Origin of the sequence: Psychrobacter arcticus 273-4, from assembly GCF_000012305.1 — a bacterium.
GTDB classification, from domain to species: domain Bacteria; phylum Pseudomonadota; class Gammaproteobacteria; order Pseudomonadales; family Moraxellaceae; genus Psychrobacter; species Psychrobacter arcticus.
On sequence record NC_007204.1, the window covers coordinates 1,937,711 to 1,959,076 of the forward strand.

A 21,366-nucleotide genomic window follows, 5' to 3' on the forward strand; every position below is an offset into this window, starting at 1 on the left:
TACCTACTTCATCACCGCTCAGGTGACTTAGAAAGACGGCACACCAAGCCGCCATTCTTTCAGTTTCCTCACCATCATCTTTAAGTAATGCTTACGCAATGGCAACCTCTTCCTATATACAATCGACATCAACGACCTGATTTTGGCCAACGAGGATGATAGTCATCGACTACAAAAGGGTGTGTATGGCGTATCCCGTTGGGTGTAGGAGATCCAGTAGCATGGATATGACCCTCTGGCAAATTGACATGCTCGTGTTCAATCTCTTTTAAGTCGATAGACGGCCAGACTCTAAAAGCCGCCCACACCGCTAGTGCAGCAGCACAGCCTAATACCGCAAAAGCTAGAGTCATACTGTAGCGAGCACCTAACCAACCAGCCAAGGGATAAAATACCAACCAACTGACATGGGACAAAGCAAACTGAGCGGCAAACAATGCAGGACGATCTTCCTGATGTGAGGATCGCCACAGCAAACGTCCAGAAGGTGTTTGAGCAGCAGAATAACCCAAACCTAGTACGAACCATAAGGCCATGAGCGAATTTTGTCCCATCATCAATGTACCAGCGAACATACCTATCACCAGCAACCCAACACCACTTAACATGACCGTACGGTCTGTCAGCTTATCCAATAAGCTTGGTAAAGCCAATGCAGCAATCATAGATCCTGCGCCAAAACTAGCCAATGCTAATGCGACTGCGCTCTGAGTCAGTCCCATGCCACCCTGAATGATCACCACTGTATTCACAAAAACCATAGACGCTGCGGCAGAAACGGCAACATTGACAGCGAGTAATCCACGCAGTCGAGGGGTGGCCAAATAGATTCGAATGCCGCGTGTGGTTCGATCGTAAATGCTACGGCGCTCTGGCATATCATGCGCTGGTAGCGTGACTGATACGACCAATATGGCAGACGCTAAAAATCCCAGCACCGTCCCCGTAAACAGATTGTGAAAGCTCATTACTGTCAGCAATGCTGCCGCTAACATAGGACTGACTAGACTTTCCATATCGTACGCAAGGCGTGAGAACGATAAAGCTTTGGTGTAATCCGCCTCGTCAGGCAGAACATCAGGAATAGTGGCTTGAAAAGTAGGCGTAAAGGCAGCTGAGGCGGCTTGCAACACAAAGATCAGTACGTAAACTTCCCAAATTTGAGAAACAAACGGCAAAAGTAATGCCACACCCGCTCGTATCACATCCAGCGTTACCAGCATCGTGCGTTTGGGCAGCCGTTCGGCGAAGGCAGCTGCAATTGGTGCGACGCCAACATAGGCAATCATTTTGATGGCCAATGCGGTTCCCATGACGACCCCAGCATTATTGCCTGCCAAATCAAAAGCAAGTAGTCCCAGCGCCACAGTAGCTAAACCGGTGCCAATCAAGGCAATCACTTGCGCGGCAAATAAATGACGATAGGTCCGGTTTGCAAAGATACTGAGCATGCTGTGTCTCTTTAAGTTAATTGATTCACTTTATAGGTAGCGAGTTATTTCCTTGAACTCCTCGATAGAATCTTGCTGATCTTTATCAACAGATCCTAATAAGTCTTCAAGGCAATGATCCAAATGGTCTTGAATTAAAACCTTCTTCGCTTGTTGGATAGCATTTTCTACAGCCTGCAACTGCTGCGCTATATCAAGGCAAGTTCGACCCGCAACCAACATCTCTATCGTACTACTCAGATGACCATTCGCTTTTTTAAGGCGTTTAATAACGGCAGATGAGAAGCATGTATGTGCGGTTTTTTCATAATGGCAATATCCTTCCTCTAGGGAGCATTATTATATAGTTGAAATACCTTAAAGTCGCTACCGTATTGCTGGTGTAAATTTTTTGCAGCCTCTGTCTGCGTAGGCACAGCAAGCAAGAAAAATTTGCACCAGTAGTACCTGTTGTATCGATATTACTTTTCACCGACTATATTAGTTTTTACAAGCCACGCTAACAACTCACGGGCAGGAGCCTGACTCAAACACTGCGGACAATTAAGATAGGTCATCACGCAGTCATTTAAATCAGTCAGCATATGTAGTAACAATCCCAAACCAATTATTTTATAGGGCTTTGGTAGAAATAGCATAGCCGCATATACTGCCATTGCATAGTAAGTATGGAGCGGATGAAAGTTAATACTACAGCGATTGGGCGAAAAAATAGGCGTCGCTAGCAGATGATCTAAATCTACTAGCATCGTTGCTAATAGGATCAAATATACCCGTTTATGATTGTCACGAAAAAATAGATAGGCGATAATCAAAGGCATGCCAAAATGTAGAAAATAATGGATAACGGTTTGAATCATCGCTTTTTCCGAATTAAGAGGGTATTTAAAAAGTGTACTAAGAGTAGCATAGCATCAGAGGCATACCCTCACACCTGAAAGACAAACGAATAAACAGGCAACTGTATTTATTACTACGTCCATTTTTGGAGAAATTATGATTTTTGTAAGCCAATCACGCCGAGCAGCGGTGTCAGCTGTGCTGGCTCTGATGGTATGGAGCGTGAGTTTCTTTCTCCATTTTTTTTGGGAGATGGCACAGGTACCTTTCTTCTCCGGTATGGCCGAAGCGAGCCACTGGGAGGTGGTCTGGCTTTGTACGCGCGCAACCTTCGGTGATGCCAATATTGCTTTTGGCGCCTACGCGCTCGGGGCAGTGTTTGTAAAAGACTGGTTCTGGATTGCAAAGCAGTGGCGTCTGTCGACTTTATCGGTATACCTTGGCGTCGGCCTGATTGTGACAATAATCTTTGAGTACTGGGCAACTGGAGCTGGCCAAAGGTGGAATTACAGTGGTCTTATGCCTGATGTTCCGTTACTAAGCATAGGTGCGTTGCCGCTCGCTCAGTGGGTGGTCATTCCGATAATGTTAATCTACGCTGTCAAATGGATGTTCCTAGGTTGGCAGATATCCAAGTAATAGCGGTTAGCATTAGTCGCTAAATAGAGTACTCACGCTGACATACCCTAGTAAACAGTAAAAAAAGTGCTTGGCAGGTTTAAAGTAGTGCTAGCTACTGTTTGATGTTTTATTTCCTGAGGCTAAATCGTTATTTCGTTCATTTTTAATTAATATCTTTGCTAAGAATAAACCCAACTCAAACAATAGCCACATATATTAATAGACTACTTAGTGCTGCTATTTATAAGCGGGGCGCTTCATACTTTGTGCTGATCATCAGTGGTAACAAGGCTGATTTCCATATCATCAACCTGAGTATTTAAATCATTACTTGCAGCTGGCGTACTATTTCCATGGCTAAGCACATGATTCTTGCGAGCATGCTCGGTTTCCTCATCTTTGACCGCTTCTTTAAAACCCTTTACTGCACCGCCTAAATCTTTGCCAGCATTTTTAAGCTTAGCAGTGCCAAATACGACGACGACCACCAATAAAATCAGCCAATGTGTCATAGAAAAACTGCCCATAACGGTATCCTTATATTTTGAGATCTTGTTTAGAGCAGTATTTGTAAGTGTGCTTTAGAACCCTCTTCACCGTACCAGAATTACAGTTTCAAACGGCGCAGTCTCAGCGCATTACCAATAACCGATACCGAAGAAAAGCTCATCGCAGCTGCCGCTATCATTGGACTGAGTAAAAGCCCAAAAACTGGATACAGGACACCAGCAGCCAGCGGTATGCCGAGTGCGTTATATATAAAAGCAAAAAACAGATTCTGCTTGATGTTACGCATCGTGGAACGGCTCAGTTTATGGGCTCTGACAATGCCCATCAAATCACCCTTCAATAGCGTGATGCCAGCACTCTCCATGGCTACATCTGTGCCAGTTCCCATGGCGATGCCGACATTGGCCTGTGCAAGAGCGGGCGCATCGTTGATACCGTCACCCGCCATGGCTACGATCTGACCGCTACTTTGTAATTCTTTAATAATACGGTTCTTGTCTTCTGGAGAGACATCTGCATGCACTTCGTCAATATTCAGCTTACTAGCAACGGCTCTGGCCGTTATTTCGTTGTCACCTGTCAGCATGACCACCCGCAGACCAGCTTTGTGCAGTAGTGATATGGCTTCACTTGTACTCGGCTTGATTGGATCAGCAACTGAGATTAGACCAGCGGCTCGCCCATCTACTGCGACGAACATGACGGTTTCACCGTCCTTCCTGCGTTTGTCGGCGCGTTCTGAAAGCGAGCTATCAAAACTGTCAAGTCGCTGCATGAATTTTGAGTTGCCGACGGCGACCTGCTTGCCATTAACCAGTGCCTGAGCGCCTTCACCAGTGGTTGAACTGAAATCGCTGGCTTTAGCAATATCGAGAGATTTTTCCTTCGCAGCCTTGACAATAGCTTCTGCCAAAGGATGCTCGCTGGCACTCTCTACCGCTGCGACAAGCACAAAGAGTTCATCCTCATCTATACTGCCAAGCGCTTCGATAGCAGTGAGTTCCGGTTTGCCTGCTGTCAGCGTTCCTGTCTTATCTACAACGATGGTATCAACTTTTTCCATGCTCTCTAACGCTTCAGCATTCTTGATGAGTACCCCATGCTGTGCACCCTTTCCGGTACCAACCATAATCGACATTGGCGTAGCCAATCCTAACGCACACGGGCAAGCTATGATTAATACAGCGATAGCATTGACCAGTGCATAGGCCATCGCAGGCACAGGCCCGAACATAGCCCAGACAATAAAAGTCACAACAGAACAGAGCATAACGATTGGAACGAACCACCCAGCCACCTTATCTGCCAGTCGCTGTATCGGCGCTCGACTGCGCTGAGCTTCGGCAACCATCTTGACGATCTTGGACAATACCGTATCTTCACCGACATCAACCGCTTCAATCAATAGGGTCCCCGTACCGTTCACCGTGCCGCCAGTGACCGTATCCCCTTGTGCCTTTAAGACCGGAATTGGTTCGCCAGTCACCATCGATTCATCGATACTACTACTACCATCAAGTACCGTGCCGTCTACCGGAAGCTTCTCTCCTGGCTTGACTCGCAATCTGTCGCCGCTGATAACTTCGTCAAGTGATACTTCGGTCTCGACATCGTTTTCATCCACACGTCTTGCCGTTGGTGGTGCCAGCTCGAGTAGAGCACGAATTGCTCCTGAGGTCTGACTTCTGGCTTTTAGTTCTAACACCTGACCCAATAACACCAAGGTCACGATGACAGCTGCTGCTTCATAGTACACCCCAACTTGGCCAGTGGCGTCCCTGAAGCTGTCTGGGAAAATATCCGGAAGGAAGGTTGCTACTAGACTGAAACCAAAAGCTGCGCCTACGCCAACTGCAATCAGAGTAAACATGTTCAGGTTGCGACTTTTTATGGATTGCCAGCCACGGACGAAGAAAGGCGCTGCTCCCCATAGCACTACTGGTGTCGCAAGCGCCAACTGAATCCACTGCGCAATCTGCCCAGAGATACTGCCCTGACCAAGATTGTCTAAATTTATACCTACCATATCGCTCATTGCATAGAGAAATAGCGGTATGGTGAGCACCGTGCATATCCAGAAACGGCGTGTCATATCGTCGAGCTCTGAGGTGTCTTCTTCACCAATGGTAGCTGTCTCTGATTCAAGTGCCATTCCGCATATCGGACAGCCACTATTCTCAACATCTCTGACTTCGGGATGCATAGGACAGGTATAAACGGTTCCGCTGTAGCCAACTGGCACCTTATCGTACTTGCCGCCTTTGACAGATTTTACCTTAGTACGGTCAGTATCCTTTCCATGACAGTGTGAATGACTGTCTTCATCAGCAACCTCGCCCTCAGGTTTGAGAAACATACCGCATATTGGGCAATCGCTTTTTTCAACATCTCTCACCTCTGGATGCATCGGACAGGTATAAACTGTGCCATTATAATCAGATGGCACTTGGTTATACTCTTTGAAGGTAGTACGGGTTTGATTAGTATTCATTGACTCTTGGCCACTATGGCCATTCTTTTTATCGCTATTATTAGGGTTCATCAGATAACTCCTTCACTTATATTGAGTAAAGATTGCGCTCTAACTCAGTGGTTAAGAGATGCCTGTTATCATGATTACTATTTGATAAAATCTTAATTTTGATGTTAGAGACGGATGCTAGAGAAAAGGTAATGTGTACTGATAGTACTTAAAAGCGGGCGGCTAAAAGGCGAATAGCGAAGGTCTCAGCTATCCAATAATATATTTGAACCGAACGTCAAAGAGCAATAACTCTCTATTGGATAGTTTTATCTAAATATAGATTCAGACTTTACGAAATTGGTACCCGAACGCCATTTTTCGACGACCAAACTCAGCGCTTTATCACAAGCTTTAATCTGGCTTACGCAGATATTTGAGAATTGCCATCAATATCAACACAAGTACAGCAAAAAACAGTAGCGCAAATAGTAGACAGAGAATCATCCAACCCCAGCCTATCCCTTGCATCATCGTTCCCTGCATCATTTCTCCATTTATTATGCCGTTCATCATTATGCCGTTCATAATAGTATTTCTCCGTAGATTATAGTATTAGCATTAATAGTAGTGTGCGCGCTAAGCATAGGAATATCAAATACTGATTCAGTACAACACTTCAAGATAAAAGCCGATAAATTAACAACAGTTAAACGACGAATCCCTTAAAATCAGTAACATTAGCCCTGAGGGCTCTGCGTCATCTGCCGACAGTAAGAGGCTAAGTTGTCTGGTAAATCATCTGGACATACGCCACACTGCCGGTTGCCAGGGACAGCATAGTCAATGAATTTTGGATACGGTAGGTTTAGGTTGCTCATGATGACCTTGAATTCTTCGAGTGTTATGTCCTCGCCAAGCCGTGGATTGCGCTTTTTTTCCTGAGCGATTGAAGATACAAAGCACTCCTTATAGTCGTGCGCAGGATAGACCAGCGTGTCGTCTGGCAAAGAAAACAGCTTCTGCCGCACAGATTTATACAGCGCATCGGCATCACCGTTCTGAAAGTCAGTCCGGCCACATCCGTCGATAAGTAAAGCGTCACCAGTGAACACCTGCTCATTAAAGAGATACGCAAAATGACCATCGGTGTGTCCGGGCGTATGCAATGGGTGCAAAGTAATACCAGCAACCTGTAAAGGTGTGCCTTCTTCTAAGCCGACATCCACACACGGCAGACGGTCAAAGGCAGGCGCTGCAATCTTACTGCCGACAGCTCGCTTCATTTCTAATGCTGCAGTAATGTGGTCTGCATGGATATGCGTATCAACTGTGTAGACCAAATCCAGCCCCAATCTATGTACTTCAGCCAAGTCACGATCCATGGTCGCGATGACCGGATCAATCAGGATAGCCTGACCTGTGTCCTCGTCCCCCAGCAGATAGGTATAGGTGCTAGAAAGGGGTTCGTACAATTGACGAAATATCATAATTATTCCTTATCTGATGTGGTGTTAGCTAATTAACACTTCATAGCTTTATGATGCTTACAAACATTATTATCTATTCCAGCTCTTCAATGAGCGCTTGCATCTCAGCGATTTCACGCTTTTGCGCTTTAATAATATCGTCAGCGAGCTGTTGTACTCGTGGATCTTCGATATCTGCTCTTGAGCTGGTCAAAATAGCAATCGAGTGATGCGGTATCATGGCTTGCATCCAATCGACTTGATTCACAGTTGCTTGAGAGCGCACACCCCAAATACCCACAGCAAACATCACCACACTTAGCCCATAAACCAGCAAATTAACTTTGGTTTTTTTGTACATATTACCCATAAAGGCGAGCATAATGACGGCCATACCGGCACCCATATACAGTGCCATATAAGCTCGAGTTTCACTAAAATAGACATGATCCAATTGATAGGTATTGAAATACATCATGATGTACATCACAATCGTAGACGTCACAATCATCAGGGTGAACTTTATATAAGGGTTCATGCCCGATTGATGATTCATGTTGTTTTTATCTGAAGTATTCATATATATATCCCCTATAATTTCGATAATGTTAGAACCAGAATTTAACTCCCGCAGTCAAACTACTACTATCAATCGATTCATTTTCTTGACGGCGCTGACCACGAGCGCTGCCAAGAGCCGTCTCATAACTCACACCGACGTAAGGCGCCAGTTGGCGACTTAGAGTTTCGTAAGTTAGCCTAACTTCCGCCTCTAATTCATTGAAACCCTTAGTGATATGATTGTCAATATCCTTTTTACTAAATGCCGTTAGTCCTACTTTCGGTATCACGACCCAGTGCTGACTCAAACGCCACTCGTATTCTGTGCCAAGGTCCAATCGAACTTGTCCATCAGAATACAGATAAGCCATTGCATCGGTTTCAATAAAATAAGGTGCCGTGCCCTCAATACCCGCCATAATTGCAGGCTTATCATTCTTGGTATCGTAGGCTACCCCTGCCAAACCATTCCAGAAGATACTTAGCGGCTTCCAGTAAGATAGTGAGGTCAGACTATCAATTTCTTTATCACCTTTGGTCTGAACACTACCTTCACTGCTCAAAGATAGGCGCCGCTCATCTACGCCATACCAAGCACCAACCTCATAATTAATCTGATCATCATCAAACTGATAGCCTAAATCGTCTACAGAAACACCCCATAATGGCATATCACCCATCATCATAGGCTTACCATAACGTCCATAGGGAACACCGTTTGAATAGTCAGGACTGCGAGCATCAGCTGGAGCTTTACCACCTTGCATACCTGACATGTCCATGCCCGACATATCCATACCTGACATATCCATATCCGACATATCCATATCCGACATGTCTATACTACTGTGGTCCATATCCGACATATCCATATCCGACATATCCATACTACTGTGGTCCATGCCCGACATATCCATATCCGACATGTCCATACTGCTATGGTCCATACCTGGCATCATCATGTCTTTTTTAGCAGTGGCAGGGTCAGCAGCGTTAGCAAATGATGATGCTAGTAATACCAATGATGATGCCCCAGCGAACCGTAAACCTACTTTATGTATTTTCATCTCATCTCTCACCTATCAATCAAAGACTTGCTTAAATGACCGCCACTTCTCTAAACATACCGGCTTCCATGTGATAGAGCAGATGACAATGCCATGCCCATCGACCAGCTTCCCCTGTGACATCAAAGCTGATTTTTTGTGCTGGTTGCACCATAATGGTATGCTTGCGTACTTGAAACTCGCCGTTAGGCATGCGCAAATCGCTCCACATGCCATGTAAATGCATCGGATGATTCATCATCGTGTCATTGACTAAGGTAATACGCACGCGCTCACCCGGCTTAATATTGACCGGTGTCGCCTCACTGAACTTAACCCCATCAAATGCCCAAATATAGCGTTCCATGTTACCGGTTAAATGTAGCTCGATCTCTCGGGTAGGCGGGCGCTGCTCCGCAAATATTGCCTCATCGACAGAGCGCAGCTGGCTATAATTCAGCACCTCTCTATTAATCTTGCGCAGGTTGATACCGGGATCATCAAGGTTCATACGTGGACTGTCCACACGCATATCGCTCTTAAAATCATACTCTGTTTTGGCATGCTTGGCTTTATAACCATCAGCACCCATAGCGCCCATCATATCTGCCATTGTGAGCCATTCAATCTTGTCCATGGCAGGCGTTGCCGCACGAGCGCCTTCTTTGGTGGCAAGCGTTGCTGCGACATAACCTGAACGGTCTATGTTTTGGGCGAATATGGTATGCGCATCTTTAGTCGGGGTGACAATGACATCATAAATCTCAGCCACGCCAATGCGAAAATCATCAATCGAAACTGGTGCGACATCAATGCCATCGGTTGCCACCACAGTCATTTTGAGACCAGGTATGCGCACATCAAAGATGGTTTGCGCTGAGGCATTGATAAAGCGTAGCTTAACGCGCTGTCCTGCTTTGACTATTTGTGCCCAATTAGCCGCGGTTGTTTTGCCATTGATAAGGTAGGTAAAGGTTTTTTCGCCCGACAAGTCAGTAAAATCAGTGGGCATCATGCGCATCTGATTCCACATTTTGCGCTTATCAAACGCGGTTTTCATATCTGTTTCGGCAATATCAGACAGTAGCTTCTTGAAGTCTGGCAGATGATAATTATCAAAGTCGGAGCGCTGTTTGAGCAGCTTCAAAAGATTATGCGGGTTGCGGCTGGTCCAATCACTAAGCACGATCACGTGGTCTTCGTCGATAGGATGACGCTCACGCCCTTTAGGTTCAATCACAATAGCACCCAGCATACCGGTTTGTTCTTGGAACCCACTGTGTGAGTGATACCAATAGGTGCCTGATTGTTTGAGCTCAAATTTATAAGTAAAGGTGCTGTTCGCAGGAATACCATCAAAGCTAATGCCCGGCACCCCATCCATCTCAAACGGTACCAGCAATCCATGCCAATGAATGGAGGTTGATTCATCCATCTGATTATGAACACGTATCACCACCGTATCGCCTTCACGCATCTTTAGCGTCGGTGCTGGCAGTGAATCATTGATGAGCGTCGCCATGCTCTTTTTACCGTTAACAATAGCGGACTGTTTCCTGACGTATAAATCAAACTCTTTACCGGTCAATACAGGCACTTTATGAGTGTTTTGATCACTATTGATAGTAGCGCCCTGATTGCCCGAGCGACTCGAATGTCCCAACGCGCTGCTGGCAATGGTCGGCAGCAAGGAGGCGCCAAGAACAGCAGAGGATCCGGTTAAAAAACGTCGGCGGTTCAGTATGTTCTGTTTATGCATAATGATGACCTAATTTAATTTGCGAGATGGTAGTTAAGCTTATAGTTATAATATTTTCAATATTTAACAGAATCTATTCACATCCCAGCCAAAACAACCATCAAAATTATAGTTGCTGCTGAGGGGAATCAATAGCGGCATAAACTTCTGTGGTACCGTCTTTGTTAAGCTGCATTACCTTATAAGGCATGAATTTACCTTGATACTCCATACCGGGGCTGCCAACAGGCATGCTCGGTACGGCAAGTCCAATAGCTTGTGCAGGAGGCGTTGCTAAGAACTGTGCCATGTGCTTAGCGGGGACATGTCCTTCAAAAACAAAACCGTCAGTAGTCACGGTAGTATGACAAGAGCGCATTTGCTGTGGTACGCCGTAACGCTCCTTGAATAAGGATAAATCTGCAACATCGTGTGCGGTTGCGCTTAATCCATTATCTTCTGCATAGCCTACCCACTCTTTGCAGCAGCCACAGTTGGCATCTTTATAGACCGTCGCTGAGACGTTTTTGAGTAACTCTGATTTAAGTGATGTTGACTGGTTGATTACAGGGGCACTGTCCGGAGCTGATTTTTCGTTTTGTACTTGTATATTCTGGACAGCAGCAAGCTCAGCCTTTACTGGTTGTGAATCAGAGACACTGGTATTAGATTGGCTACAAGCGGCTAGTGTAAGGGGTAGTGCTGATATCACCATCAATAAAAGGACACGACCGGATAACCAGTGATGTCCATTAGAAAACACGTGTGCGTAACGTCTCATCAAATCGCTCCTAAACGCCTATTGTTATGCTAGATACCCTAAAAACTAGACTCTATATTTGAATTATTATGTATGTAACTATATATGATACGCGACATATGATACGCGACTCTCAACTTAATATGGGCTATCGTAGGCTGGCGCTTTTAGCCCAGTCAATCGTAATAATTTGCCAAAAACGCTGGGCTAAAGCCACAGCCTACGCCAAAAATTATGATAGTTGAGAGTGGGGTATATGATATGTAACTATAAACGTTAAATGCAGCACTGTTTAGTACTGCATTGTTAACAGAAATACGCGTTATGGTGCTTTTATACATAAAAAGGGTTAATGCTGCATTCCAGAGCCATCATCCGACATATCCATACCCATACCCATACCCATACCCATACCACCATCCGACATATTCATATCACCATCAAATGACATGTCCATCATATCGTCATCTATCCTAGTGGTTAGTATCGTGTACTGAGCTTCATCTAATTCAGGTAACGATCTGATAAAAGCGACCATTGCCCACATTCTATCGTCATCATGAGAGGCGCCCCATGCAGGCATTCCCGATGCCATAATCCCGTGTTTAATCACCCAAAAGCTTTGCTTTGCACCAGCCTCAGTTTGATAACGTTTGACGATATCAGCCTTGGTAAAGTTAGGCGGCTTTGGATATAAGCTTTCGCTAAAATCAGTGTTGTCCACTCCCGGAGACAAGTGACAGCCTGCACACATATCATTATAGTCCGCGCCACCAGAGCTGATCATGTCAACCTTTTCTAAGTCTGGTACCACAATATCTTTACTGGCATTTTCTATAGATCGATTGCGCACGGTCTCTAAAAAGCTATACATCATTGGGCTATGCTCTTGGTATGCACCCACATTGACAACACCACTGCTGGCAACCGCAAATACGCCAACGATTGCCAAAAATACAGTAAAGAGCATACCCAATAAAAATTTCATATATTTTCCTAAAAACTTATTTCCGTTAGTTTCTCTCTGTTGTTAGAGAGGAGCTATGATTTAACAGAGCTAAAATCTTTAAGATTTACTGTCACTAGATTTAATATCACTAGATTTACTGTCACTAGTCACACAATGTTTTTGGTGCATTTGCTTCATTTTACTCATATTCGCCATCATGGCTTTCATGGCAGTGTCATTCATGTCCATCTTACTATGATCCATTTCCCCCATCATCTGCATATGCTTTTGCATTTTTTCACAGTTCATTTTATCTTTTTCAGCATGCATTTTTGGGTCATGAGCCATAGCTGAGGTTGATACAACAAGAGCGATGGCAGTAATGGCGATTGATTTAGACAGTGATTTAAATTGCGACATGATTAATTCCTATTGATTGGATTAAAGATTTGATTGGATTAAAGATTATTGAATATAAAGTGATTAGAGCAACTTTAATAATACATTATTCATTAATAATACATTATTCATTCTGACTGGCAGATGACATCAAGATGACAATATTGTCATCTTCACATCTTTGGATTTTAATGCGCAACGTATTCATTTAGTATTACTTATCACTACCATATTTTTTTACAAAATACTTTTCAGATTGCAAATGTTGATCCTGGTGCTGAACCAGACAAGCGACTCTAGCATCGACATAACCTTTCATTTGCGCGCTAGAAATCTGTGCATCGTTATGATCAGCGCTCTTTGCAAAACTGGTGACAGCATCACAACTACTAAGAATAGAAGCATCTAAGTTTGTGGTGTGAGCATTGGCCGCTGACATACCAACTAACATCGATACTGAAAGTAAAGCTGCTTTTTTTAATGAACTATAATTTTTCATATAAGACCTTTTAAAGACAAATAATAAACCATGTAAGTAAGACAATCGCTTAACTCATAGAAGCGGTCTGTATCAGAGACAAGCCTCTATGTGGCGTTGATTCAGAATACTAAATGGTGGCTGACAGCTAGATGACATGGACATGACATGTTTGTTAGAAACAAAATAATATTGTCATCTCCTTGTCATTAAAACCAAATACCAGCATCTACCTCTATCCAGAGAGCGCCGTTATAACAGAGGTTCTTGATAAACTTAAGGACGATAAGCTAACAACGTTAGTGATATGCTATCGACAACTATAATGATATGAAGTGGAGTGACTATGAAGGTGCTGTTAGTAGAAGACGAACAAAAACTTGGAGAATATATAAAAAAAGGCTTAACTGAGACCGGCTTTATCGTGGATCATCACATGACTGGTTTAGATGGTTATCATGCATTAATGACTGAAGAATTTAGTGTGGTGCTGATGGATGTGATGCTACCTGACGTCAGTGGCTTTGAGCTGGTACAGCGCTACCGTGCCGCTGGGAAGCATACGCCTGTTTTGTTTTTAACAGCTAAAGATGATTTAAGCGATCGGATTAAAGGTATTGAAATTGGTGGCGATGATTATCTAACCAAGCCTTTTGCTTTTGCTGAGCTGATTGTCAGAATAAAAAACCTGTTACGCCGTGCCAATCAATCGGACTATAAAAGCACGGTCATACATATAGCTGATCTAAAAATGGATATTGCCAAACGCACCGTCTATAGAGGTGAAACCCCCATCAAATTGACTGCCAAAGAGTTTACTTTATTACAGCTTTTCTTAGAACGTCAAGGTGAGGTACTGCCACGAACTGTGATTGCCTCGCAAGTATGGGATATAAACTTTGACAGTGATACGAATATCATTGACGTTGCTATAAGACGTTTACGGATCAAAATCGACGACGGCTTTGATATAAAGCTGATTCACACGGTACGCGGGATGGGCTACAGGTTAGAGAACAGTAGCATGGGCGACGATGGCATTAACAAAGACGATCTGATATAAAATGAGATATAAATTCAAGAATCGACGCTGGTCCCTTTTATGGCGCACTGTTTTTTTACTGACAATATTTGTTGTCATCTCTCAAGTCATTATTTATATATGGGTTCAGCGCTCTGTTAATGGCCACTTTGAGCAAATGGACTCAGAAATTATCACTCATGCCGCGTTTAATCTGCGCAAACGTATGATTGCCTTGGACGAACAAATAGAGCCACTAACAGCTTCAAAGTCCCAATCACTAATTGATGCCAATCACCTGCATTCTTCCTGGTTAGATTATGATTTAAAAACGCTAATATCAGACAAAAACGGAAATTTATTGTCTAGCGACCTCAGTAATTCCATCGATGATCTACCGACCGATTTTAGCTTGTTACAACTACGGCAGGACTATCGCGATCAGCAGTTTATGATCAAAATCAATAGTAGACATTATCGAGCGATGGTCATTGCAAACCACGAGGCTTTGGCACTTATTGCGCTGCCTATCGATGTTCATCATCAGTATCTCATGCAGTTTAACCGTCAACTGAGTATGATACTGATTGCGATCACACTATTACTGGTGTCAATCGCGGCATTAAGTGTCTATTGGGGGTTTGCGCCACTAGCTACTATTGTCCAAAAAATGAAGAGTATTAATCCTGAACAGCTACATGAAAGAGTGGTGGTCGGGAATATGCCCTTAGAGCTACGACCATTGGCTGAGTCTTATAACTTAATGATGGAGAAGCTGGAAAGTAATTTTGAATCGTTATCGCGCTTTTCAGACAATATTGCCCATGAGCTACGTACTCCGCTAGCGACGCTTGGCACTCAAACCCAAGTGATGTTAAGTACGCCTAGAGCAAGCAATGAATATGTTGAACAGCTGCACCATCAGCATGACACCCTTGAGCAGTTATCTACTCTGATTAATAACATGTTGCTGCTGGCAAAGACACAAAAGGGGCTGTCTGCCTCACAGCTCAATCGGATTGATACTGAGTCAATGTTCACTAAGCTCATTGATTACTATGAGCTAATAGCAGAAGATCGGAATATATCTTTTGAAAAGACGGGCAACTTCCAGGCCGTGCTAGGAGATGAAGGCTTGTTGCAAAGACTGTTCGCTAATCTCATGTCAAATGCCGTTTATTATACCGCTAGTGATAGTGTGATCGCTATTGAAGCCTCTAATATTGAGATAGCCACTGTCAATCATACGGTCACGAGTGGTAAGCAAGATATAAGATCATCTGTGTTAAAGCCTGCCTCTTTTAAGGTAGTGATCACTAATCGCTTGGATCAGCCATTGACTCAAGTAGAGGCCGATAAACTGTTTGAGCGTTTTTATCGTCATGATAGAACGAATACGATGTATTCGGGAACAGGCTTAGGCTTATCCATCGTGCAAGCTATCACCAATGCCCATAATGGCAAGGTGAGCATTACTATCAAAGATGAGTATTGCTTTCAAGTCAGTGTCGAGCTGATGATGGCTAGATAACTCCCTCCCCTATCTAACGTTTAGAAAATCCTGATAAAGATGTCAAACTCTAACTCTGTGATAGCAGTAAGCAAGAGGATTTTATACCAGTCGCACCTCTTTAATAACGTATCGATTTTATTTTGAACTGCCTATACAATCTCTATTTGAACTACCTATACAATCTCTAATAGTCATAAAGTATGTGAGCTATAGTCGGTGAAAAGTAATATCGATACAACACGTACTACTGGTGCAAATTTTTCTTGCTTGCTGTGCCTACGCAGACAGAGGCTGCAAAAAATTTACACCAGCAATACGGTAGCGACTGTAAAGTATTTCAACTATAGATCCATTAAAAATAGACGGAATACAAGGATAAAAAGCAATGCGCTTGCCCCCAACTAAATCCACATCATTAATCAATACTTGTTTTTAACGCTCACCCATTCCTTCTGATAAAGTCTTCGTAATAGGCTTGGTTAGGTAAGACAATACTGTCCGCTCCATGGCTTTAATGTCGACAGAAGCAGTCATACCAGGTTTGATGACTATGCTATCCTCTCTACCCTTAAACTCAGCACCGGTAATAATAATTAACACTCGATAATAAGGCTCCTCTCCTTTCGGTGTTTGCTCCATCAAGGTATCTGGGCTGATATAGCTCACTGTGCCATTCATTGCGCCAAAGATTGAATAGTCGTAAGCATCAAGCTTCACGGTGGCTTTCTGACCTTCTTTGACATAAGCAATATCCGCAGGACTTACCTTTGCATCAATGATCAAATCGCTACTCGTCGGTAGTATTTGCAATATAACTTCGCCAGGCTTAACGACACCGCCGATAGTGGTCACGTTGATATTTTTAATTTTGCCATCTGTCGGCGACATCAATCGTTTTTCTTCTAAGACGTGTACACGATCTCGAAGTTGCTCAAGCTCAGTGTCTAGCTCTTCTTGCGCCTTGGTCATTTCTGCTTGCGCTTCTTCAAAATATTTATTTCGCTTATTATTAATTTGCGCTTCAATATCAGCCACTTGACGGTGCAATTTAATCACATCTGCTTGACTGACATCGCCATATTCTAATAACGGCTCATTCATGCTCAACTCTTTTTCTGCCAGCACCAGCATGACTTCAAGAGAAGACACTTCCTCATTGATGGCTTGCCGGCGGCGATTATAAAGTGCGGTTTGGTTTTGGACGTATTCAGGATAATTTTTAACATCTTTAGTGAAAACCAAAGGCTTCTCAAAAATTTCCGCATTTAGTCGAGCCAGCTTGGCCTTTAGTGCCGCTGTGTTAGAGGCAGAGTTATCTAAAGCTGCTTTGGCTCGCTCTTCTTCTAAGACCACAAGCAGCTGTCCGGCCTTCACTTCCTGTCCTTCAGTAACTGCAAGCTCTGTCAGGACACCGCCTTCTGGGGCTTGAATCTCTTGAGTTCGAGCACTGGCAATCACAGTGGCTTTTGCACGAGTAACCTGATCGATTTTGGCAAAAGAAGCCCATACGAGCAAGACCACGATGCCGATTAATCCGATCCAAATACTCAATCTTGAGCGACCCACTTTAATGGTGGTGGGCGTATATTTATAGTCTGACATACCTACTTACCTTAAGCGTCTGTGAGCGTTTTAGTGATGATAGGCTTCGCTATACTTTTAGAATTTTGCGATTGTGCAGGCGGATTTTTAGCTTGCTCATTTTTCATTAATTCATCAAGTACTGCTTGCTTTGGACCATCGATAATGATGCGTTGATTGTCCATAATAATAAGTCTATCAGCCAACTCTAATAATGCAGTTTTATGAGTTGAGACGATAAAAGTTTGACCTTCTGTCAGTTCCTGCTTGAGTATTTGAAGACAGCGCTGTTCTTGCCTATTGTCCATAGAGGCAGTGGGCTCATCGAGTAAAAATACATTTGGCTTAGTCAATAATAAACGCGTGAAAGCAACAAGTTGTTTCTGCCCTCCGGACAGTCCGCGTCCACCTTCGCTAATAGGCAGATCAAGACCACTAGAATGGCTAGAGACCAAATTTATCAGTCCAGTCTTGATCAGCACCTCTTGCATCACATCATCATTAGGCGCTGCCATTCCTATCAGTAAGTTCTCTCTCAGCGTTCCTTGAAATAAACGATGATCTTGTTGTAGATAACCCAAACGCTCACTTAATGTCTCGCGACTGATCTGATGAATATCAAGACCATCTAACAAGACCCGTCCTTTAGTAGGTGCATATAATCCAGCGAGTATCTTAAGTAATGTAGACTTGCCTGAGCCGATAGGTCCTAGAATGGCAATACGCTCCCCTGGACGAATCGTTAATTTTTTAATATCTATAGCAGCTCTATCATTACCTTGATAATTAAATACTAAGTTTTCACATTGATAAAAACCATTAATACGACTGGGTGACAGTGGGTAAGCAACGCCATGATTGTCCTGCTCTAATGAAAACAAAGTTTCAATATTGAGCTTAGCGGCCTTGGCATGTGAATATTGGACCAACAGATTAGGCAGCATCATAACGGGGGCTAACACCCTACCACCCAATATCGAGCAGGCAATCAGTCCACCCATTGTCATATCACCGCTGATCACCACAAATGACCCTACAATCACAATCCCAACATAGCTAATCTGTTGCAGCATCTGTGTAAAATAGGTCAAATTATCGTTGGTGTGCTTCATGTCTAAATCGTTTTTGATAGTGACCTTCATCACATCCAGCCAACGTGATAAGAATTTCCAACTTCCTGCTCCCGCTTTGATGGTTTCAACGCCCTCAACAGCTTCGACCAACAGACCCGTCTTATAGTAAGAGGCAGTAGCACCTTCAGCAGCAATCGCATCAATACGCTTACGAGCGAACAATCCCATAGCGATAGCAATCACAGCTGCAATGACAGGAACGACCGCCACTAATGGTGACCCAATAAAAGCAACTAAAGAGATAAAAATAATGGTCATGGGTAAATCGACCAATCCAAACAAGGTACTGGCCGTAAAAAAGCTACGTACTTGCTCGTAACCACGCAATTGCGCAGCCATAGAGCCTACTGAGCCTGGCATCTGATCTATACGGACTTTCAGCAGACGTTGAAACACCTCACGGGACAAGTATTGATCCAATCCCACAACGACTTTGTCCATAATTCTCGACCGTGAGAACTTCATAAACGCTTCAAAAAGGATAACGAGAAAGACACCACTGGCCAAAATAATGAGCGTATATTCACTGCGAGTAGGTATGACTCGATCATAAACCTGCATAGAGAACAACGACACTGCCAATGCCAACATATTAATCAAGAAGGTGGCCAGAACAGCTTCGAAAAGAACGCCTTTATAGTTGCCTAAATCAGACCTCAATAAGTCCGTAAAAGAGGATTTACGTTTTTGAATATGTTCATCACTAAGGTGAATCCTTAGAACCAATGTCAGCTCATCAGTACGCGTATAAATATGGTTTTTCTCTTGTCTGAAATTCCAGCTTTTTTGCGGCGTTTGACTGTCGATCACACCCCAGCCCATATCTGAGCGATAGGCCAATAAAGGTAAAAAGGCCGCGTCTGGCTGCTCTAGTATTTCTGGCGTCTTATCTATTCCCATATCTTTTAATACAGCAACGACGCTACCAAGCTCATTAATGACTTGACCTGTATCATTGGCTGACCTGCCATCATAGCGGGTGACCACTTCCTGCAAACGCACATTGTCTATCGGATAGCCTTGCTGGCTCAATAAGTGCCTAATGGCATCAGCCAAAGTCTGTATCAACTCAGATGACGTCAACACTTGATCCGCCATATTGCTCATCTGGTTACTCTCTAAATCTGCGGTTGTCAGCTTAAATTCTTCACTCATATCAGTCACTTCTTCAGTTCTATCATAGTATTCTGATCAACGATGGGCGTGACACTATAATCTTCGTTTAGCATAATAAAATTACCATTATTAAGACTGTCTTCTACATTGTCAGGTAATCTTATTTCCAAATAATCCTCTTCTACCACCGGTACATAACCCATGCTCTTGGCGGATTTTTTTACTTCTTGATTATTGATCCACTTTTTTACTGGATCCAATGGCTTAAATAATGTCACTGGCTCACGATTGTGTCCATACTGTTGCCACGGCATACTGCCAAAATCTACTTGGAGACGATAAAACGCCCCTAACATATCTGCTCGCGTCTGCACTAGCTGTACTTGATATTCATTGTGCTCACGAACGGCATTTAGCACCTCTAACCATGATTTACGTCCAGCAATAAACTGACGACGATAAGAGCTGACGACAATCTGCGCCCCCGCTACCGCTGCCACTAACGAGGTTTCGCGATCTCTAGCACTAACAAACTGCTGATACTGCACCTGAACATTCTCTATGACGCGTCGACGTGCCGCTTCTTGGGTCTGTACCAAGCTACTCACTTGCGCCTGCGAGGCACGTGCCAACGCTAGGTTAGAAAACCCTGCGCCAGGCGCGTAACTTAATCCTAATGAGAACTTGCCTTTATTTTCGTTGTCTTCGTGATAGTAAGCGTGCTCGTATTGAGCATAAACGGTAGGATATTTAGAGGCTTGTTGGGCTTCAACACCTTGTTTTGCCGACTCAATTTGAAAATGCTCTTTTACCACGGTGGGATTATAAAAACCGGCTTGCTCAAATGCCATGCGCTCAAAATTGGTAGATTGTTGTTTGGCTTGATTTACGAGTGCTTTGATATTAGGTAAGCTCATCACACTATTACGTGACAGAGGCTCGCCAACAATTTGCTCAAGGCGCGCAGCCGCGATGCGTTGCTGCTCCACTGCCGCTTGATAGGCATTTTGCTCTTGCAAAATACGGTTGGTCACTAAATCAAGCTCGATACGAGCAGAGACACCTTGATTGACACGGCGCTGCATCATGGCTTCAAATTCATTGAGCTCTTTTAAACCATCGATATGAACGCTTTGTTTGGCAATGGCTTGGATATAAGCCTGCCAAGCATCAATAGCGGTCTTTGCGACAAGATTTTGCTGCTCATAAATATACTCGACTGCAGCTTTGTCATCAAATATGGCTTGATTGACATCAGCAGTGAGCTTACCGCCTGTCCATAATGGCTGGCGAATGGTGACTTGTGAGACAAAATCATTGTCTCTATCATAGCCCGAGCTTACGCTTGGGGTTGGTAGCAGATTCAATTTTGCCGCATTGATACCTTCAGTAGTTGCCTGTTGACTGGCACGAGCTGATCCAACTAAAGGATGAGTTTGAACTGCATATGTAATCAAGGTATTGATTTGCATATCTTTTACTGCAGCTTGCGTATTTATAGCAAAACACATCGTCGCAACTAAGATTGTTATGTGACTGTATGGTATATAGCTATAAGATAGAGTTTTTTGGTGTGATAGTTTTTTCATATTAAACTTCAGTAATTAGACCTATAAATATAGTTATATTAATTTCTTGATTTTTGTGTGCTAAACATTACTCATTAATCTCATTATAAAAATATTAGTTTACAGATTAACACATGAAGTGCAATACCAA

Annotated in this window: 20 protein-coding genes; 3 read left to right on the top strand and 17 right to left on the bottom strand. The window is 43.6% G+C overall.

The window, feature by feature from the left end; all coding sequences use genetic code 11:
- Positions 1-128: 128 nt before the first annotated feature.
- The 3 genes from PSYC_RS08200 to PSYC_RS08210 all read right to left on the bottom strand — a co-directional run bounded on the left by PSYC_RS08200 (position 129) and on the right by PSYC_RS08210 (position 2,311).
- Positions 129-1,451, bottom strand: coding sequence for an MFS transporter (locus PSYC_RS08200; RefSeq protein WP_011280846.1), 1,323 nt, complete (start codon positions 1,449-1,451; stop codon positions 129-131).
- A 30-nt stretch (positions 1,452-1,481) separates the two neighbouring features.
- Entirely contained in the window at positions 1,482-1,673 is a 192-nt protein-coding gene (locus PSYC_RS08205) for a metal-sensing transcriptional repressor (RefSeq protein WP_011280847.1), read from the bottom strand.
- Between the two features lie 239 nt (positions 1,674-1,912).
- Positions 1,913-2,311 carry a DUF6122 family protein gene (locus tag PSYC_RS08210; RefSeq protein WP_011280848.1) on the bottom strand — a complete coding sequence of 133 codons (399 nt, stop codon included), beginning with the start codon at positions 2,309-2,311 and terminating at the stop codon, positions 1,913-1,915.
- A gap of 136 nt (positions 2,312-2,447) precedes the next feature.
- Here PSYC_RS08210 and PSYC_RS08215 point away from each other — a divergent pair, with 136 nt between their 5' ends.
- Positions 2,448-2,930 carry a hypothetical protein gene (locus PSYC_RS08215; protein WP_011280849.1) on the top strand — a complete coding sequence of 161 codons (483 nt, stop codon included), beginning with the start codon at positions 2,448-2,450 and terminating at the stop codon, positions 2,928-2,930.
- 239 nt (positions 2,931-3,169) lie between these two features.
- On the opposite strand, the gene tatA is transcribed toward PSYC_RS08215, so the two are convergent.
- The 11 genes from tatA to PSYC_RS08265 all read right to left on the bottom strand — a co-directional run bounded on the left by tatA (position 3,170) and on the right by PSYC_RS08265 (position 13,304).
- Entirely contained in the window at positions 3,170-3,439 is a 270-nt protein-coding gene (gene tatA, locus PSYC_RS08220; protein ID WP_011280850.1) for a Sec-independent protein translocase subunit TatA, read from the bottom strand.
- An 80-nt stretch (positions 3,440-3,519) separates the two neighbouring features.
- Positions 3,520-5,964: a copper-transporting P-type ATPase gene (locus tag PSYC_RS08225; RefSeq protein ID WP_011280851.1), complete on the bottom strand. Its 2,445-nt coding sequence runs from the start codon at positions 5,962-5,964 to the stop codon at positions 3,520-3,522.
- A 333-nt stretch (positions 5,965-6,297) separates the two neighbouring features.
- Positions 6,298-6,471, bottom strand: a complete 174-nt coding sequence (locus PSYC_RS11695) for a hypothetical protein (protein WP_187147096.1) — start codon at positions 6,469-6,471, stop codon at positions 6,298-6,300.
- A gap of 152 nt (positions 6,472-6,623) precedes the next feature.
- Positions 6,624-7,373: an MBL fold metallo-hydrolase gene (locus PSYC_RS08230; RefSeq protein ID WP_011280852.1), complete on the bottom strand. Its 750-nt coding sequence runs from the start codon at positions 7,371-7,373 to the stop codon at positions 6,624-6,626.
- A 73-nt stretch (positions 7,374-7,446) separates the two neighbouring features.
- A complete protein-coding gene (locus PSYC_RS08235) occupies positions 7,447-7,932 on the bottom strand; it encodes a DUF305 domain-containing protein (protein ID WP_011280853.1) in 486 nt (161 codons plus the stop codon).
- A gap of 28 nt (positions 7,933-7,960) precedes the next feature.
- The gene (locus tag PSYC_RS08240) at positions 7,961-8,980 is read right to left on the bottom strand and encodes a copper resistance protein B (protein ID WP_011280854.1); all 1,020 of its coding nucleotides are present in this window, start codon (positions 8,978-8,980) and stop codon (positions 7,961-7,963) included.
- A 31-nt stretch (positions 8,981-9,011) separates the two neighbouring features.
- Positions 9,012-10,718, bottom strand: a complete 1,707-nt coding sequence (locus PSYC_RS08245; protein WP_011280855.1) for a copper resistance system multicopper oxidase — start codon at positions 10,716-10,718, stop codon at positions 9,012-9,014.
- A 106-nt stretch (positions 10,719-10,824) separates the two neighbouring features.
- Positions 10,825-11,478: a DUF411 domain-containing protein gene (locus PSYC_RS08250; RefSeq protein WP_011280856.1), complete on the bottom strand. Its 654-nt coding sequence runs from the start codon at positions 11,476-11,478 to the stop codon at positions 10,825-10,827.
- 328 nt (positions 11,479-11,806) lie between these two features.
- The gene (locus PSYC_RS08255; RefSeq protein WP_011280857.1) at positions 11,807-12,445 is read right to left on the bottom strand and encodes a c-type cytochrome; all 639 of its coding nucleotides are present in this window, start codon (positions 12,443-12,445) and stop codon (positions 11,807-11,809) included.
- Positions 12,446-12,523: 78 nt separating this feature from the next.
- Positions 12,524-12,826, bottom strand: coding sequence for a hypothetical protein (locus PSYC_RS08260; protein ID WP_011280858.1), 303 nt, complete (start codon positions 12,824-12,826; stop codon positions 12,524-12,526).
- 193 nt (positions 12,827-13,019) lie between these two features.
- Complete coding sequence (locus PSYC_RS08265; RefSeq protein WP_041757739.1) at positions 13,020-13,304, bottom strand: hypothetical protein; 285 nt, start codon at positions 13,302-13,304, stop codon at positions 13,020-13,022.
- Between the two features lie 325 nt (positions 13,305-13,629).
- Between PSYC_RS08265 and PSYC_RS08270 the strand changes: the two genes are divergently transcribed.
- Together PSYC_RS08270 and PSYC_RS08275 are read left to right on the top strand one after the other, a co-directional pair.
- Positions 13,630-14,346, top strand: coding sequence for a heavy metal response regulator transcription factor (locus PSYC_RS08270; protein WP_011280860.1), 717 nt, complete (start codon positions 13,630-13,632; stop codon positions 14,344-14,346).
- Position 14,347: 1 nt separating this feature from the next.
- Entirely contained in the window at positions 14,348-15,835 is a 1,488-nt protein-coding gene (locus tag PSYC_RS08275) for an ATP-binding protein (RefSeq protein ID WP_011280861.1), read from the top strand.
- 414 nt (positions 15,836-16,249) lie between these two features.
- On the opposite strand, the gene PSYC_RS08280 is transcribed toward PSYC_RS08275, so the two are convergent.
- Genes PSYC_RS08280 through PSYC_RS08290 form a run of 3 tightly spaced genes read right to left on the bottom strand, consistent with a single transcriptional unit; the run spans position 16,250 to position 21,119 of the window.
- On the bottom strand, positions 16,250-17,419 hold the full coding sequence (locus PSYC_RS08280; protein WP_011280862.1) for an HlyD family efflux transporter periplasmic adaptor subunit: 1,170 nt from the start codon (positions 17,417-17,419) through the stop codon (positions 16,250-16,252).
- A gap of 11 nt (positions 17,420-17,430) precedes the next feature.
- Positions 17,431-19,686 (bottom strand): type I secretion system permease/ATPase, encoded by a 2,256-nt coding sequence (locus tag PSYC_RS08285; RefSeq protein WP_011280863.1) that lies wholly within the window; start codon positions 19,684-19,686, stop codon positions 17,431-17,433.
- Positions 19,687-19,691: 5 nt separating this feature from the next.
- Positions 19,692-21,119, bottom strand: coding sequence for a TolC family protein (locus tag PSYC_RS08290; protein ID WP_227500322.1), 1,428 nt, complete (start codon positions 21,117-21,119; stop codon positions 19,692-19,694).
- Positions 21,120-21,366: the final 247 nt, after the last annotated feature.